Annotated in this window: 13 protein-coding genes; 11 read left to right on the plus strand and 2 right to left on the minus strand. The window is 73.6% G+C overall.

The features are described 5' to 3' along the window. The first annotated feature begins 16 nt into the window (after positions 1 to 16). The 9 genes from OG285_RS19990 (at position 17) to OG285_RS20030 (ending at position 11,869) form a co-directional block, all read left to right on the plus strand. Positions 17 to 2,923: an FAD-binding and (Fe-S)-binding domain-containing protein gene (locus tag OG285_RS19990; protein ID WP_371791749.1), complete on the plus strand. Its 2,907-nt coding sequence runs from the start codon at positions 17 to 19 to the stop codon at positions 2,921 to 2,923. Positions 2,924 to 2,960: 37 nt separating this feature from the next. After that, positions 2,961 to 3,902, plus strand: coding sequence for a DMT family transporter (locus OG285_RS19995; protein ID WP_371791750.1), 942 nt, complete (start codon positions 2,961 to 2,963; stop codon positions 3,900 to 3,902). Positions 3,903 to 4,188: 286 nt separating this feature from the next. Next, positions 4,189 to 4,440, plus strand: coding sequence for a DUF6400 family protein (locus OG285_RS20000; RefSeq protein WP_356827981.1), 252 nt, complete (start codon positions 4,189 to 4,191; stop codon positions 4,438 to 4,440). Continuing rightward, positions 4,424 to 4,669 (plus strand): hypothetical protein, encoded by a 246-nt coding sequence (locus tag OG285_RS20005; protein WP_356827983.1) that lies wholly within the window; start codon positions 4,424 to 4,426, stop codon positions 4,667 to 4,669. Before OG285_RS20000 ends, OG285_RS20005 begins: the two co-directional genes overlap by 17 nt. Before the next feature lie 104 nt (positions 4,670 to 4,773). Further along, the gene (locus tag OG285_RS20010) at positions 4,774 to 5,931 is read left to right on the plus strand and encodes an acyl-CoA dehydrogenase family protein (protein ID WP_356827985.1); all 1,158 of its coding nucleotides are present in this window, start codon (positions 4,774 to 4,776) and stop codon (positions 5,929 to 5,931) included. 1 nt (position 5,932) lies between these two features. Next, on the plus strand, positions 5,933 to 7,615 hold the full coding sequence (locus OG285_RS20015) for a thiamine pyrophosphate-dependent enzyme (RefSeq protein WP_371791751.1): 1,683 nt from the start codon (positions 5,933 to 5,935) through the stop codon (positions 7,613 to 7,615). Then, entirely contained in the window at positions 7,612 to 8,838 is a 1,227-nt protein-coding gene (locus tag OG285_RS20020; protein ID WP_371791752.1) for a Glu/Leu/Phe/Val dehydrogenase dimerization domain-containing protein, read from the plus strand. The genes OG285_RS20015 and OG285_RS20020 overlap by 4 nt, the downstream gene beginning before the upstream one ends. Next, positions 8,835 to 11,036, plus strand: a complete 2,202-nt coding sequence (locus OG285_RS20025) for an acetate--CoA ligase family protein (protein WP_371791753.1) — start codon at positions 8,835 to 8,837, stop codon at positions 11,034 to 11,036. The genes OG285_RS20020 and OG285_RS20025 overlap by 4 nt, the downstream gene beginning before the upstream one ends. Beyond that, positions 11,033 to 11,869 (plus strand): SDR family oxidoreductase, encoded by an 837-nt coding sequence (locus tag OG285_RS20030; protein ID WP_371791754.1) that lies wholly within the window; start codon positions 11,033 to 11,035, stop codon positions 11,867 to 11,869. The genes OG285_RS20025 and OG285_RS20030 overlap by 4 nt, the downstream gene beginning before the upstream one ends. Positions 11,870 to 11,928: 59 nt before the next feature. Here the strand turns inward: OG285_RS20030 and OG285_RS20035 are convergent, their stop codons facing one another. Continuing rightward, a complete protein-coding gene (locus tag OG285_RS20035; RefSeq protein ID WP_371791755.1) occupies positions 11,929 to 12,501 on the minus strand; it encodes an XRE family transcriptional regulator in 573 nt (190 codons plus the stop codon). A 106-nt stretch (positions 12,502 to 12,607) separates the two neighbouring features. Here OG285_RS20035 and OG285_RS20040 point away from each other — a divergent pair, with 106 nt between their 5' ends. Next, on the plus strand, positions 12,608 to 13,240 hold the full coding sequence (locus OG285_RS20040) for a cyclopropane-fatty-acyl-phospholipid synthase family protein (RefSeq protein ID WP_371791756.1): 633 nt from the start codon (positions 12,608 to 12,610) through the stop codon (positions 13,238 to 13,240). Here the strand turns inward: OG285_RS20040 and OG285_RS20045 are convergent. Continuing rightward, complete coding sequence (locus tag OG285_RS20045; RefSeq protein ID WP_371791757.1) at positions 13,215 to 14,825, minus strand: APC family permease; 1,611 nt, start codon at positions 14,823 to 14,825, stop codon at positions 13,215 to 13,217. The two genes, OG285_RS20040 and OG285_RS20045, sit on opposite strands and share 26 nt — an antisense overlap. Positions 14,826 to 15,021: 196 nt before the next feature. On the opposite strand from OG285_RS20045, the gene OG285_RS20050 reads away from it, so the two are divergent. Continuing rightward, positions 15,022 to 15,696 (plus strand): TetR/AcrR family transcriptional regulator, encoded by a 675-nt coding sequence (locus OG285_RS20050; protein WP_371791758.1) that lies wholly within the window; start codon positions 15,022 to 15,024, stop codon positions 15,694 to 15,696. Positions 15,697 to 15,829: the final 133 nt, after the last annotated feature.

Consider the following 15,829-nt stretch of genomic DNA (forward strand, 5'->3'; position numbering starts at 1 on the left):
GGGGCATGCTGGAGCCATGGGTGAGCACCGGGACGGGCAGCGGAGCGGGCAGAACAGTGGCCTGAGCAGTGGCCTGAGCAGTGGTCAGAGCAGTGGTCAGAGCAGCGACGATCTTGAGCGCGCGCTGCGCCGGTCCGTGCGCGGAGATGTCGCATTCGGGGTCACCGCCCGCTCCCTGACGACCATGGACGCCTCCAACTACCGCCGGGTCCCGCGCGGTGTCGTCGCCCCGCGCGACGCCGACGACGTGGCCGCCGTACTGGACGTGTGCCGCGCCCACGGAGTGCCCGTGGTGCCGCGCGGCGGAGGTACGTCCATCGCGGGACAGGCCACCGGCACCGGCGTCGTCCTCGACTTCACCCGGCACATGCGCGCGATCGTCTCGCTGGACGCCGGGGCCAGGACCGCCGTGGTCCAGCCCGGCGTGATCCTCGACGACCTGCGGTCGGCGGCGGGCGCGTACGGCCTGACCTTCGGTCCCGACCCGTCCACGCACGGCCGCTGCACGCTCGGCGGAATGATCGGCAACAACTCCTGCGGCTCGCACTCGGTCGCCTGGGGCACCACGGCCGACAACGTCGTCCGGCTGACCACCGCCGCCTACCAGGGCGGCACCCACCGGCTCGGGCGGGGCTGGGAAGGCGCACCGGCCGGCCTGCGCGCACTCGTGGACACGCACCTGGCACTGCTGCGCACCGGCTACCCGGCCGGTCTGCCGCGCCGGATCTCCGGATACGCGATCGACGCCCTGCTCCCCGAGAACGGCACCGATCTGGCCCGCGCCTTCTGCGGCAGCGAGGGCACGCTCGGGGTGCTGACCGAGGCGACCGTACGGCTGGTCGAAGCGCCCCGCGCGCGGGCCCTCGCCGTCCTCGGCTACGCCCACGAGGGCGACGCGGCCGACGCGGCGGCCGGGCTGCTGCCGCATCACCCGCTGACCGTCGAGGGCATGGCCGCCGACCTGGTGCGCGAGCCCGCCGGGCTGCCGCGCGGCGGCGCCTGGCTCTTCGTGGAGACGGGCGGCGCCGACCGGGCCGAGGCCCGCGCGCGGGCCGCCGGAATCGTGCGCGCGGCCGACGCGCTGGACGCCCTGGTCATCGACGACCCGGCGGCCCAGCGCGTCCTGTGGCGCATCCGCGAGGACGCGAGCGGTACCGCGACGCGCACGGCGGACGGGTCGGAGGCCTGGCCCGGCTGGGAGGACTGCGCCGTGCCGCCGGCCCGGCTCGGCGCGTACCTGCGGGACTTCCGCGCGCTGCTGAGCGCGCACGGTCTCCGGGGTACGCCGTACGGCCACTTCGGGGACGGCTGCATCCACGTACGGATCGACTTCGACCTCCTCACCCCGGGCGGTGTCGCGCGCTTCCGTACCTTCTCCGGGGAACTGGCCGCGCTGGTCGTCGCGCACGGCGGCTCGCTCTCCGGCGAACACGGCGACGGGCAGGCCCGCGCCGAGCTGCTGCCCACGATGTACGGGGACGAACTGGTCGGCCTCTTCGGCCGGTTCAAGGACGTCTGGGACCCGGCGGGCGGCATGAACCCCGGCATGCTCGCCAGGCCGCACCGGCTGGACGAGAACCTCCGCTTCGCGGTGCTGCCGTCGGAGCCGGTGGACGTGGAGTTCGGCTACCCGCACGACCAGGGGGACTTCTCCGCCGCCGTACGCCGCTGTGTGGGCGTCGCCAAGTGCCGTACGGAGACGGCGTCCGGGACCGACGTCATGTGCCCGTCGTTCCGCGCCACCGGCGACGAGCAGCACTCCACGCGCGGACGCGCCCGGCTGCTGCACGAGATGCTGGCGGGCGAGGTCGTCACCGACGGCTGGCGCTCGGAAGAGGTGCGCGACGCCCTCGACCTCTGCCTCTCCTGCAAGGGCTGCCGCAGCGACTGCCCGGTCGGCGTCGACATGGCCACGTACAAGGCGGAGTTCCTGCACCACCACTACGCGGGCCGCCGCAGGCCCGCCGCGCACTACGCGATGGGCCGGCTGCCCCGCTGGCTGCGTGCGGCGGCGCCCTACGCCCGCACGGTGAACGCGCTGGCCGGGGTGGGACCGCTGGCGTCGCTCGCCAAACGCCTGGGCGGGATCGCGCCGGAGCGGACCATCCCGGCGCTCGCGCCGCAGACGTTCCGGCGGTGGTTCGGCACCCGGGTGCAGCCGCCCGCACGCGTCGTCCTGTGGCCCGACACCTTCACCGACCACCTCGCCCCGCAGGTGGGCAGGGCGGCGGTGCGGGTCCTGGAGTCGGCGGGGCTCGGCATCGCACTGCCGCCGGACGGGGTGTGCTGCGGGCTGACCTATGTGACGACCGGTCAGCTCGACCAGGCCCGCGCGGTCATGCGGCGCACGCTGGACCGGGTGGAGCCGCTGCTCGACGCGGAGCTGCCCGTCGTCGTCCTGGAACCGAGCTGCGCGGCCGCGCTCAGGACCGACCTGCCGGAGCTGCTCGGTGACGATTCGCGCGCGCACCGGCTGGCGAAGGCGGTACGGACCTTCGCCCAGGCCCTGGAGGAGCAGGCCCCGCAGTGGCGGCCCCCGGTGCTGGACCGCGAGGTGGCGGGCCAGACCCACTGCCACCAGCACGCCGTCCTCGGCGACGCGGCCGAACGCCGGCTGCGCGACCGGGCCGGCCTGACGGGCGAACTCAGCGGCGGCTGCTGCGGTCTCGCCGGCAACTTCGGTTTCGAACGCGGCCACTACCAGGTGTCGGTCGCCTGCGCCGAGGAGCAGCTGCTGCCCTCGGTACGGGCGGCGGGGACCGGGGCGGAGATCCTGGCGGACGGCTTCTCCTGCCGTACGCAGCTGGAGCAGCTGTCCGGGCTGGGCGGCCGGCCGGGACGGCATCTGGCGGAGGTACTGGCCGAGGGGCTGGACAGGTCCGTGGAGGGCGAGGGCCGGGCGGGAGCCGACCGGAAACCGTAAGAGGGAGATACGGCCCCGGGCCCTTACTCTGGACGTCATGGATCCGATCGCCCCCGCCGACGCCAAGGCCCTCGACACCGCGCTGACCGAACCCTCCGCCGCCCCCGTCGCCGCTGGTGACTCCGGAGCCACCGGGCTGCGCGGTCGGCTGGGGCCGCTCGGGCTCGTGCTGGCCGGGGGGATCTCGGTGCAGTTCGGGGCGGCCGTCGCCGTCTGGCTGATGCCGAGGGCCGGGGCGCTCGGGGTCGTCTCGCTGCGGCTCGCCGTCGCCGCGATCGTGCTGCTCGTCGTGTGCCGCCCCCGGGTGCGCGGGCTGTCCCGGACGGACTGGGGCACGGTCCTGGTCTTCGGGGTCGCGATGGCCGCCATGAACGGCTTCTTCTACCAGGCGGCCGACCGCATCCCGCTGGGCGCGGCCGTGACCCTGGAGGTGCTCGGCCCGCTGGCCCTCTCGGTGATCGCCTCACGCCGCCTGGTGAACCTGCTGTGGGCGGGGCTCGCCCTCTGCGGGGTGGTGCTGCTGAGCGGCGGCGGATTCGGCGGTCTGAATTTGGCCGGTGTGGCCTTCGCGCTCGCGGCGGGCTGCATGTGGGCCGCGTACATCATCTTCAGCGCCCGCACCGGCGCCCGCTTCCCGCGCGCGGACGGGCTGGCGCTGGCGATGGCGGTGGGCGCCCTGCTGATGCTGCCGCTGGGCATCGCGGACGCGGGCTCGAAACTGCTCGTCCCGAGCACGCTGGGTCTCGGCGCGGCGGTGGCGCTGCTGTCGTCCGTACTCCCGTACACCCTGGAGCTGCTCGCCCTGCGCCGACTGCCCGCTTCGACGTTCGCGGTCCTGATGAGCCTGGAGCCGGCCATCGCGGCGACGGCCGGTTTCCTCGTGCTGCACCAGGCGCTGTCCGGAGTGGACGCGCTGGCGATCGCGCTGGTGATCGTGGCGAGCATGGGCGCGGTACGCACGCAGGTCACCGGGAAGTGACGCGGGGCCGGCGTGGTGGTGCCGGTCTGCGCACCCGCGCTCACTCCGTCCTGCGGGGCAGACCCATGAAGTACGTCACAGGGCCCTGAGGGGGCCGTACCGGTGCGTTCAGGGTCTGGTGCCGGCAACGGCCCGCCCCCGTCGGTGGATCCGGGGACGTCCCGGCGGTGGCCCGGGCGGGACGCGGCCCCGGGCCGCCCGGGGGCGACTTAGGTCACCCTTCCCCAGTGCCCTGCGGGCCTGGTAGGGATGGGGGTGGTTCTGCCAGTACGTCGGAAGTGTCGCCATGAATCCGGACAACGCCACCGAGCTCACCCCCTTCGCGATCGACCTGACCTTCGAGGAGGCCCGGCGGCGGGCCGAGGTCGTGGCCGCGCTCGGGCCCGGCTGGGACCCGGTGGCCGCACTCCGGGGTGAGGACGAGGCGTACGCCCTCCTCTACTCGGGTCTCGACGCGGAGCAGCGGCGCACCTACGACATGCTGGTGGCGGCGGGTGTCCTGCCCGGGGAGGAGCCGGGCCGTGCGGCTGCCCATTGATCCGCAGGCGGACTCCGGCCGTCGCGCCTGGGTGGCCTGCCCCGTCTGTGACGACGCGCGCCACTGCGAGACCTGCGCCGGCCGCCGCAACTGCTTCGAGCACTGGCGCTATCTGATCTCCAACAAGGGGCCGGTCGTCCACCTCCAGTGCCCGCGGTGCACGCACATGTGGTCCTGGAACACCCGGCCCGGCGTCACCGGCCGCGGTGACGGCGAGAGCCGACATTAACTGATTCATGATTCAGTAGCGCACTCGTTGACAGTGGCGCTCCATCCTCCAGATACTGACTGACGGTTCAGTAAATCGCTTCTGCTGCCGTGTCTGGAGGCATCATGTCCGAGCTGCCCGCCGAACTGGTTCCGCTCACCGACGATCAGCGCGACATCGTCGGACTCACCCGGACCTTCGCGCGCGACGAGATCCGCCCGAGGGCGCGCGCGGTGGACGAGGCCGATGTCGAGACGCCCTGGGATCTGTGGGGCAGGGCGGCCAGGGTCGGGATCACCGGATTCATGCTTCCCGGGGAGTACGGGGGCGGCGGCTTCACCGATGTCTTCACCCAGTGCCTGGTCCAGGAGGAGCTGTGCGTCGGTGATCTGGGCATCGGCAATCTGCTCTGTTCCAACGGCTTCTTCGCCGACCCCCTCCTCGCGCTCGGCACCGAGGACCAGAAGCGCGCCTGGCTCACCCCGCTGGCCGGTCCGGACACCCCCATGACCTCGCTGGCCGTCACCGAGCCGGGCTCCGGATCCGACGCGGCCTCCATCCGCACCACGGCGACGCGCACGGACGGCGGGTATCTGCTGAACGGTCAGAAGGCGTGGATCTCCAACGCCGGAGAGGCCGAGCAGTACGTCGTGTTCGCCAAGACCGACCCGTCCCTGCGCTCCCGGGGCGTGACCGCCTTCCTGCTCCGCAAGGACACCGCGGGGGTCACCTTCGGCGAACCGATGCGGAAGATGGGCCAGCGCGCGATCGTCTGCCGGGAGATCTTCTTCAGCGACGCGTTCGTCCCCGAGGCGGACCGGCTCGGCGCGGAGGGCCAGGGGTTCCACGGGCTCATGCGCACCTTCGACATCTCCCGCACCGTGCTGGGCGCCGCCGCGACCGGCGTGGCCAGGGCCGCGTACGAGTACGCCCGCGACTACGCGAAGACCCGGCAGCAGTTCGGCAAGCCGGTCATCGAGCACCAGGCGGTGGCCTTCCGGCTCGCGGACATGCGGACGCGCGTCGAGCAGGCGCGGCTCATGACCTGGCGGGCCGCGAAGCGGCTCGACGCCGGCCTGGACGCCACGGCGGAGGCCGCCATGGCCAAGCTGACGGCATCGGAGACCGCCGCGTACTGCACCTGGGCGGCGGTCCAGACGCTCGGCGGATGGGGCTACTCCCGCGAGTATCCGGTGGAGCAGTGGATGCGCGACGCCAGGCTGGAGGAGATCGAGGAGGGCACATCGGACATCATGCGCCTCGTGATCTCGCGGGGGATGTGAGATGAGCGAGCACAGCGCACCCCGCCTCTCCGGCGGAGCCGAGTCCGCGATGTCCGGCGGACAAGCCGTCGTCAGATCCCTCGCGGCGCACGGCGTGCGGGAGGTCTTCGGGATCCCCGGCACCCACAACCTGGAGGTGTACCGGTACCTGCGGCGTTACGGCATCGACCAGGTGACGCCGCGTCACGAGCAGGGTGCGGGCTACGCGGCGGACGCGTACGCCCGGGTGAGCGGCCGGCCAGGGGTCGCGATCACCACCACCGGGCCCGCGCTGCTGAACGTCGCCGCAGCGGTCGGACAGGCGTACTCGGACAGCGTGCCGCTGCTCGTCGTCTCGCCCGGCATGCCGCTGCGGCACCCCCGGCTCTCCAACGGGCTGCTGCACGAGATGCGCAGCCAGACGGACGCGGTGCGCGGTGTGGCGGCCTTCAGCCACCGGGTGTCGTCGGTCGACGAGATCGGCGCGGCCGTGGCGCGGGCGTTCGCGCTGTTCCGTACGGGCCGGCCGCGGCCCGCGCACATCGAGATCCCGCTCGACCTGCTGGAGGCCGCCGAACCGGTGGGCGCGATCCGGCTCGCCCCGCCCGCCGCGCCGGTGGTTCCCCCGCGCGCCGAGGTGGACCGGGCGGCGGACGCCCTGCGCGCGGCGCGGCGCCCGGCGATCGTGCTCGGGGGCGGTGCGCGCGACGCGGGGGCGGAGTGCCTCGCACTCGCCGAGGAGCTGGGCGCCCCGGTGGTGACCACCGCGAACGGCAAGGGCATCGTCTCGGAGACACACCCCCTGTCGGTGGGGGTGTCGCTGCACAGCCCGGCCGTCCAGAAGTGGCTGGCGGACCGGGACACCGTCGTCGCCGTCGGTACGGAGCTGGCGGAGTCGGACCTGTGGTCCGCTCCGCCGCAGCTGAACGGCGCCCTGATCCGGATCGACGTCGACCCGGCCCAGATGTACGCGGAGCCGGTCGCCGGGCACCCCCTGGTGGGCGATGCCCGCGCGACGCTGGGCGCTGTCATCGATGCGCTGCGGGCGAGGGGTCGTGGGGCTGCCGCTGCCGGGGCTGCCGCCGGGCGGATCCCGTCCGTACCGGAGGGTGGCACCGCCCGCGCCGTCGCCGCGCTGCGCGTCGCCCGGGACGACGAGACCCGCGCCCGGGACGCCCGTTGGGTGCCCTGTCTGCGGGCCGTCCGCCGGGTGCTCGCCCCCGACGCCGTCATCACATCCGACAGCGCCCAGTGCTGTTACTACGGTGCGCTGCCGCATCTGCCCGTCGGACCCGAGGGCCGGTACCTGCATCCCACCGGGTTCGGCACGCTCGGCTACGCCCTGCCGGCCGCGATCGGCGCGAAGACCGCCTGCCCCGGCCGGCAGGTCGTCGCTCTCAGCGGTGACGGCGGCCTGCAGTTCTCCGTCCAGGAGCTGGCCACCGCCGCGCACCTGCGGCTCCCGCTGCCCGTCGTGGTGTTCGACAACGGCGGTTACGGCGAGATCCGCGACGAGATGACCGCCCGTGGAGACACCCCCACCGCCGTCGATCTTCCCTGCGTCGACCTGCCCGCACTCGCCCGCGCCTACGGCGGTTTCGGCGAGCGGGCCCACTCAACCGATGAGCTGGCCGACGCGCTGGCCAGGGCGCTGACCGCGCCGGGCCCGACCCTGATCACCGTTCCGGAGGAGATACGCCGATGACCACTCAGCCGAGCCCCGCCACCCCCACAGCCCCCGCCGCCCCGCTGATCTCGTTGACCTGGACCGACCATGTCACGGGCCGTGCGGGCCACTTGGTGGTCGACCGGCTGGTGCGCGGTGTGTCCAGCGGTGGCCTGCGGATGCGGGAGGGCTGCACCCTCGACGAGGTCGCCGGGCTCGCCCGGGGCATGACCATGAAGGAGGCCCTGCACTTCAACGGCGACGACCCGACGGCCCGTTACATCCCGCTGGGCGGAGCCAAGGGCGGTATCGACTGCGATCCGCGGAGCCCCGACGCGTACGGCGTCCTGGTGCGCTACCTGCGGGCCATGCGGCCGTACATCGAGAGGTTCTGGACCACCGGCGAGGATCTGGGGCTGAGCCAGGACATCGTGGACAGGGCCGCCGCCGAGGCGGGCCTCGTCTCCTCCATCCAGGCCGTCTATCCGCTGCTGGACGACGAGTCCACGGCCCGGCAGCGGCTGGCGGACGCGTTCGCTGTCGAGGTGGACGGCATCGGCCTCGACGAACTGGCGGGCGGCTGTGGCGTGGCCGAATCGGTGCTGGCGGTCCTGGACCGGGCCGGAGTCCCGTACGAGGGGACGCGCGTCGCGGTGCAGGGGCTCGGCACGATGGGCGGGGCGACCGCCCGGTTCCTCGCCGCGGCCGGTCTGAAGATCGTGGCCGTCGCCGACGTCAAGGGCACCATCGCCAACCCCGGCGGGCTCGACGTGGAGGCGCTGCTGGCCGCGCGGGACGCGTACGGGGCGGTCGACCGTACCGCCCTCGGCCCCGGCGACGTGGAGCTGCCGGAAAGCGACGCCTGGCTCTCGGCCGACGCCGAGGTGCTCGTGCCGGCTGCTGTCTCGTACGCCATCGACACCGTCAACCAGGCCCGCATAAAGGGCCGTTGGATCGTCGAGGCCGCCAATATGCCCGTGCTGCCGGAGGCGGAGGCCCTGCTCGCGGAGCGCGGCATCACCGTGCTGCCCGATGTGGTCGTCAACTCGGCCACGAACGCGTGGTGGTGGTGGACGCTGTTCGGTGACATCGGCGCCGACGCGGACGAGGCGTTCGCCCACATCCGGCGTTCGATGCGGACCCTCATCGACCAGATGCTGGCCCGGTCGGAGGCCGACGGGACCCCGCCGCGCGCGGCCGCCCACGCGATCGTCGCGGACCGGCTGCCGGTGATCGCCGAGCGCTTCGGGTGGTACGGATGACCACAGAACCCACGGCCGGGGAGCGGGTGGGCGGCACTGACAGCGGTGGCCCGTCCGACGCTCTCCGCGCGCTGTTCGACCCGGAGTCGGTCGCCGTCGTCGGGGCCTCGGACCGTCCGGAGAAGTGGGGCTACTGGCTCGCATCCGGCGCTCTGGCCGGGCGTCACCGCCGTACCGTCCATCTCGTCAACCGGCGCGGCGGCGGCCTCGGCGGAGTGCCGTTCCTGCCTGGACTCGCGTCCCTGCCCGCCGCCCCCGAGCACGTCGTGGTGGCCGTGCCGCCCCAGCACGTATGGCCGGTGGTGGCCGAGGGGCTGTCGATCGGGGCGCGCTGCTTCACGGTGATCACCTCGGGAGGGGCGGTGGCCGGTACGGGCACCGGTGCGGCAGGCGCGACGGCCGATGCGGAGCGCGGCCTCGCCTCCCTCGTCACTGCGCACGGTGCCCGGCTCCTCGGCCCCAACTGCATGGGTGTGGTCGACACGACGAGTGAACTCCGGCTCAGCTGGGGCGACTTCCCGGCGGGGCAGATCGGTCTGGTCTCGCAGAGCGGCAATCTCGCCCTGGAGATCGGCCGACTGCTGGCCCGCGCGGGGCAGGGCTTCTCCCGCTTCGTGTCACTGGGAAACCAGCGGGACATCGACGCGGCGGACGCGCTCGACTCCCTGATCGCGCACGACGCGACCCGCGTGATCGCTGCCTACGTGGAGGACTTCCGCGACGGGCGCCGCCTCGCCCGCACCCTCGCCGCCGCCCATGCGGCGGGCAAGCCGGTGCTGTTGCTGACCGTCGGCCGCAGCGAGGCGTCCGGCCGTGCCGCGGCCTCGCACACCGGCGCCCTGGTCAGCGCCCGTGCGGTGGTGGCGGCGGTGTGCCGGGACTCGGGTGCGCTGCTCCTCGACACGGCGGGCGAACTGGTGGATGTCGCCCTGTGCCTGCTGGCAGCTGAGGGCCGGCCGGGCGCGCCCGTCCCACCGGCCACCCCCGCCCTGCCGCCGCCGCTCCGGATAGCCGTCGTCGGGGACAGCGGAGGGCAAGGGGCCCTGGCCGCAGACGTGTTGAGCGCGAACGGCCTGGTGGTGCCCGTACTCTCCGCCGCCACGCGGGCGGCCGTCACCGCGCACCTGCCCCCGGGCAGCGGCTGCGGCAACCCCGTCGACCTGGCGGGGGCCGGTGAGTCGGACATCGGTAACTACGCCCGGATCGCCGGGGCACTGCTCCTCGCGGGCGAGACCGAGGCCACCGTCCTCACCGGCTACTTCGGCGACTACGCCACCGCCAACCCGGCCCAGGCGGCGCACGAGTGCGAAGTCGCCCGCGAACTGGCCCGCGCCGCAAGGGAGTCGGGCCGTACGCTCGTCGTGCACACCATGGCCCGCGATACACCGGCCCTCGCCGTCCTGCGTCAGCACGGCGTCCCCGTGTACGAGCGCATCGAGCAGGCGGCGACCGCGCTGGCGGCCACGGACCGGCTGAGAAGGACCGGGCCCCCGGCGCCGCCGTCCGCACCACCATCCACACCTCCGTCCACCCGGCCGTCCGCGCCGTCGGCCGCCGCTCCGCACCGCCTCCCCGACGGGGACTACCGGACCGTCCGCGCGCTGCTCTGCTCGTACGGGATGGTCTTTCCCGCAGCGGAGTTCGTCAGCACCGAGGACGCGGCGGCCGACGCGGCCCACCGCACCGGATATCCACTCGTGCTGAAGGCGATGGGACTGGCACACAAGACCGAGGCGGGCGGAGTGGCCCTCGGCCTCTGCGACGAAGCGGCGCTGCGGAGGGCCTTCCGCCGGATGCGGAAGGCGACCGGGTCCGACTGCTACGCCGTGGAGGCGATGGCCCGGCCTCCGTACGCCGTCGAGCTGATCGCGGGCGTACGCCGCGACCCGGCCTTCGGGCCCGTCGCCATGGTCGGCATCGGCGGGGTCACCGCCGAACTGCTCGCCGACACCGCCCTCGCCCTGGCGCCCCTCACCCCCGGGCGCGCCCGCGACCTGCTGCTCACGCTGCGCCATGCGCCGCTGCTCACCGGCTGGCGGGGCGCTCCCGCCGCCCATCTCGACGCGGCTGCCGGGGCGCTCTGCGCGCTCGCGCGGGCCGCGGTCGAACACCCCGAGCTGTCCGAGCTCGAAGTCAATCCGCTGCTCGTCCATCCGGGCGGCGCGGTCGCCCTCGACGCACATGGAGTCCTGGCATGAGTTCTGGAACGAGCCCCGAGCCCACCCGGACCGAACAGCCTGTGCGCGCGGGTGAGTTCGCCGGCCGTACGTACATCGTGACCGGCGGCGGCAGCGGTATCGGCCGTGCCGTCGCGCTGGCCCTGGGCGGCCGGGGCGCGCAGGTCGTCGTCGCGGGCCGGACCCCGGAACGGCTGGCCGGGACCGTCGCCCTCGTCGAGGAGAAGGGCGGCCGGGCCCTCGCCGTACCGACGGACGTACGGGACCCGGAGGCCGTCGACGCCCTCGTGGCCGCCGCCGTCGACCACTTCGGCCGGGTGGACGGCCTGGTCAACAACGCGGCGGGGAACTTCGTCGTGCCCGGCATCGATCTGAGTCCGAACGGCTGGCGTGCGGTCGTCGACATCGTCCTCAACGGGTCGTACTACTGCACGCGCGCCGTCGCCCGCCGACTGCGCGAGCAGGGCACCGGGGGATCCGTGCTGTCGGTGATCGCCAGCTACGCCTGGCACGGGCACCCGGGGACCGTCCACTCGGCCGCGGCGAAGGCGGGCGTGCTGGCCATGACACGCACCCTGGCGGTCGAACTCGCACCGCTGGGCATCCGCCTCAACTGCGTCGCCCCCGGCCCGACCGAGACGGAGGGCGCGGGCGCGGCGCTGTGGGCGACGGACGAGGCGCGGGCCGGGGTGCTGGAGACCGTCCCGGCGGGCCGGTTCGCCGACCCGGCGGAAATCGCGGAGGCGGCCCTGTTCCTGCTGGGTGACAAGGCCGCGTACGTGACCGGCGAGTGTCTGACGCTGGACGGCGGCCAGTGGCTCGGCAAGCAGGTGTACGGGCGCACGCCGGCCTAGATGTATCGCCCTGTGAGGTTGGGGTCGGCCGGCGGGACAGGGGCGGCAGCCGCTCCCCGTCAGTCGGTGCGGGCCTTGAGGTGGGCCCGCTCGCCCTGGTGCCCGAAGAGGACGAGCAGCTCCACGGGCCGGTCGCCTTCGGCGCCGAGCCAGTGCGGGACGTGGGTGTCGAACTCGGCCGCCTCGCCGGCCTTCAGGGCCAGGCGCTGCTCGCCCAGGATCAGCCGCAGCCGGCCGGCGAGCACGTAGACCCATTCGAACCCGGCATGCGTCTTCAGCTCCGGCTCCGTGCCCGGCCTGGGCGGGATCAGCAGTTTGTGGGCCTGCACGCCACCGGGGCGGCTGAGCGGCACGTACGTCATGCCGTCCCGGGTGACCGGCTGGATGTGGATGCGCGGATCGCCGGTGCGCGGGGCGCCGACCAGCTCGTCGAGGGGGACCGCGTACACCTCCGCGAGCGGCAGCAGCAGCTCCAGGGTCGGTTTGCGGGCCCCGCCCTCCAGACGGGACAGGGTGCTCCCGTTGATCCCGGTCCGCTCGGCCAGTTCGGCCAGCGTCAGGCCGCGCCTGCGGCGCAGTTCCCGCAGGCGCGGCCCGACGGCGTCCAGCACGTCCTTCTTCGCGGTACCCATGCCCCTCAAGATGCCGAACCGGCATGAACCTTTGCAACTCCGCCGGGGCCCGGCGCAGTGTCCTCAGCACAGGCCACACACCAACCGCCGCAGAGAGGCCGATCCCATGAACAGCACCACCGACTCCACCGTCTTCTGGGAGAGCCACTACGCGAAACTCCCGCCGCAGTGGGGCACCCGGCCCAATGCGGTCCTGGCCGAACTCGTCACCGCCCTGGCGCCCACTCCGGGCGCCGCGCTGGACCTGGGCTGCGGGCACGGCGGCGACGCGCTCTGGCTCGCCGCGCGGGGCTGGGACGTCACCGCGGTCGACGTCTCCGCCACGGCCCTGGACCGGGTCGCCGCCGGCGCCGAGGCCGCCGGGACGGCCGACCGGGTGCACCCGGCCCGGCACGACCTGGCCGAGACCTTCCCCGAGGGTTCCTTCGGCCTGGTCAGCGCCAGTTACTTCCACACACCGGTCGAGATTCCCCGCGAGGAGGTGCTGCGCCGGGCCGCCCGTGCGGTGGCGCCGGGCGGCCTGCTGCTCGTGGTGGAGCACGCTTCGCTGGCGCCCTGGTCCTGGCAGGCCGGTGAGGACGTGCACTTCCCCTCACCCGGGGAGGTGCTGGCGTCCCTGCGGCTCGACGAGGGCTGGCACACCGAGCGGTGCCACGCGCCCCGGCGGACCGCCGGCGGGCCGGACGGCCGGACCGCGACCGTCACCGACAACGTCATCGCCGTACGGCGCCCGCTCTGAGAGCGCCCGCTGCGCGAGAAGCGGCGGGGCCCTGTCCCGCTGCCCGGCGGGTCTTCGTGCCCAGCGCGTAGAAGACCACCCCGACGGCCAGGAACAGCAGGATGGGCACGGCCTCGGTGAGTGTGTACGCGAGGCGCTGGCCCGCGAAGGACGCGGGCAGTGAGGCGGACGGCGAGCCCGTGGTGCCGAACCAGCCGACGCCGAACCCGGGCCAGATGAGCACGATCACGGTGAACGCGACCAGACCGGTGGCGAGCACCGTCACCGTCCACGCGCCGACGCGTCCGCCGGGCACCGAGTACGGGCGCGGGGCGTCGGGGTACTTGCGGCGCAGCGCCAGCAGGCTGGGGAAGGTGATCACGTACGAGATGAACGTCGTGGAGATCGTCAGGCTCAGCCCCGCCGCGAAGTACTTCTCGCCGTTGCCGCCGGTGAGGTTGAGCGCCACGACGAAGAGGACCGAGGCGAGCACGGCGGAGAGCACGTTGACCCGGACCGGAGTGCCGTGCTTCTCGGAGATGCTGCCGAGCCAGGCCGGCCCGGCCCCGTCCGCGCAGGCCACCGCCTGGGCGCGGTGGGCGCCCATCGCCCAGGTGACGCCGGAGGTGAGCAGTCCGACGATGAGGCCCGCGGCGGCGATTCCGCCGAAGACGGCGCCCGCGCCGGTGAGGGTGACGGTGCCGTCGGTGGCGATGTGCCCGCCGTACACCGTGAACACGGCCTTGCAGGCGTCGATGAACCCGCCGAGGCTCCCGATCTCCTTGCCCGGCAGGACGAAGAGGATGCCGAGGATGGGGCCGCCGTACAGGACGAGGGAGGCGAGCCCGGAGCGGAGGATGGAGAGGGGGATGTCGCGGCGCGGGTTCGTCATCTCCTCGGCGGCGGAGCTGGGCAGTTCGAAGCCGACGTAGTTGAAGATGAGGACGGGGACGAGGGCGACGAACCCGGTGTACGTGGGGGTGAACTCCCCTGCGGGCAGGCCGTGCAGGCCGTTCTCGGCGGCGAAGACGACGACGGAGACCAGGAAGAAGCCGAGCAGCACGATCCGGGCCACGGCTCCGGCGACGGGCACCCATTTGCCCACCCGCACGGACTGGACGATGGCGAGGGCGCCGCCCCAGATGAAGACGAGCCCGGCCGCGTACTTCCAGATGCCGGGCAGGGGCGTGAAGAACTCCTCCCACGTCGTCAGGGCGATGATGCAGAGGCTGCCGCCCACCCAGACGGGGTTGGACATCCAGTAGAGGATCTGGTTGAGCCCCGCCGTCAGCCGCCCGAAGGCGAGCCGCGTCCAGACGTAGGGCCCGCCCTGGACCGGAAAGGCCGAGCCGAGCTCGGCGACGAGCAGTCCGTACGGGAGGAAGAAGGCGAGCGCGAGGATCGCCATCCAGGTCAGCCCCTGCGGTCCCCGCGCGGCGACCGAGCCGATCGTGTCCAGGCCGACGAGGGTGCAGATGAGGAAGAACAGGACGTCGAGGCGGCGAAGATCCTTGCGCAGCCGTCCCCGTTGCTCGTCCCAGCCGGTGGACAGGTCGGGGGTCCGCGGGGCGGGCTGGGAGGCCGGGGTGGGAGGTGCTTGGGTCACGGGGGGACTCCTACGGCGGTACTGGAGCGTACTGGCGCGGCACATGTAACTAACTGAATGGCCAGTCAGTAGAGAGACTGTGTCCCCCACCGTGTCCCGGTGTCAATACTCCGTCGGCCCCTGTCTGGCCTGCCCGTTGACTCCTGTCGCACGCGATCGGCCTCCGGCACGGGGGAGGGCCCCTTAGGGTGACGGCATGGCAAGAGTGCGGTTGAGCGTGGAGGAGCGGCGCGGTGAAATGCTGCGCGCGGCCGTCGAGCAGATCGAGGCGCGGGGCGTGCCCGCCGTGCGGATCGCCGATGTGGCCTCGGCTCTCGGTGTGAGCAACGCGCTGGTTCTCTACCACTTCTCGACCAAGGAGAAGCTCGTGGCGGCCGCGTTCCACCACGCCGCCGAAGGCGACTTGGCGCAGCTGCGGAAACTGCTCGGGCGCCGCACCCCGGCGGTGCACCGGCTGCGTGCCGCGGTGCGCTGGTACGCGCCGACGGGGAAGGCCAAGGGCTGGCGGCTGTGGATCGAGGGCTGGTCGGCGGCGCTGCGGGACCCGGGCCTGCGCGAGGTGACCCGGGATCTCGACCAGCAGTGGAAGGCCGCGCTGACCGAGGTCATCGCGGAGGGCGTCGAGGCGGGCGAGTTCCCCTGCGCGGATCCGTCGGCCGCGGCGTGGCGGCTGACGGCGCTGCTCGACGGGCTCGCGGTGCAGATGACGTCGTACACCGGGTACACCGGGTCGCTCGCCCGCGCCACGATGCTGGAGTGGACGGACGAGGCGCTGGCGCGCGAGCTGGGTATCGACCGCGCGGCGCTGACGGAGACGGGCACGGGTACGGGGGCGGGCGCCCAGGCGGCCGGTGAAACGGTTGGCAGGTGAGGGTCACCTCCGCCGGGTCCACAACTCGCCTGGCTGGCCTTCAACGGCCCCGGCCCCCAGCTATTCGGCCGGCCACAGCGGAGTGCGTTCCTGATCGTGTACGTCAAGTGCACGCTGGGCTCATAGCAGTCGA

The sequence above is a fragment of the Streptomyces sp. NBC_01471 genome (assembly GCF_041438865.1).
GTDB lineage: Bacteria > Actinomycetota > Actinomycetes > Streptomycetales > Streptomycetaceae > Streptomyces.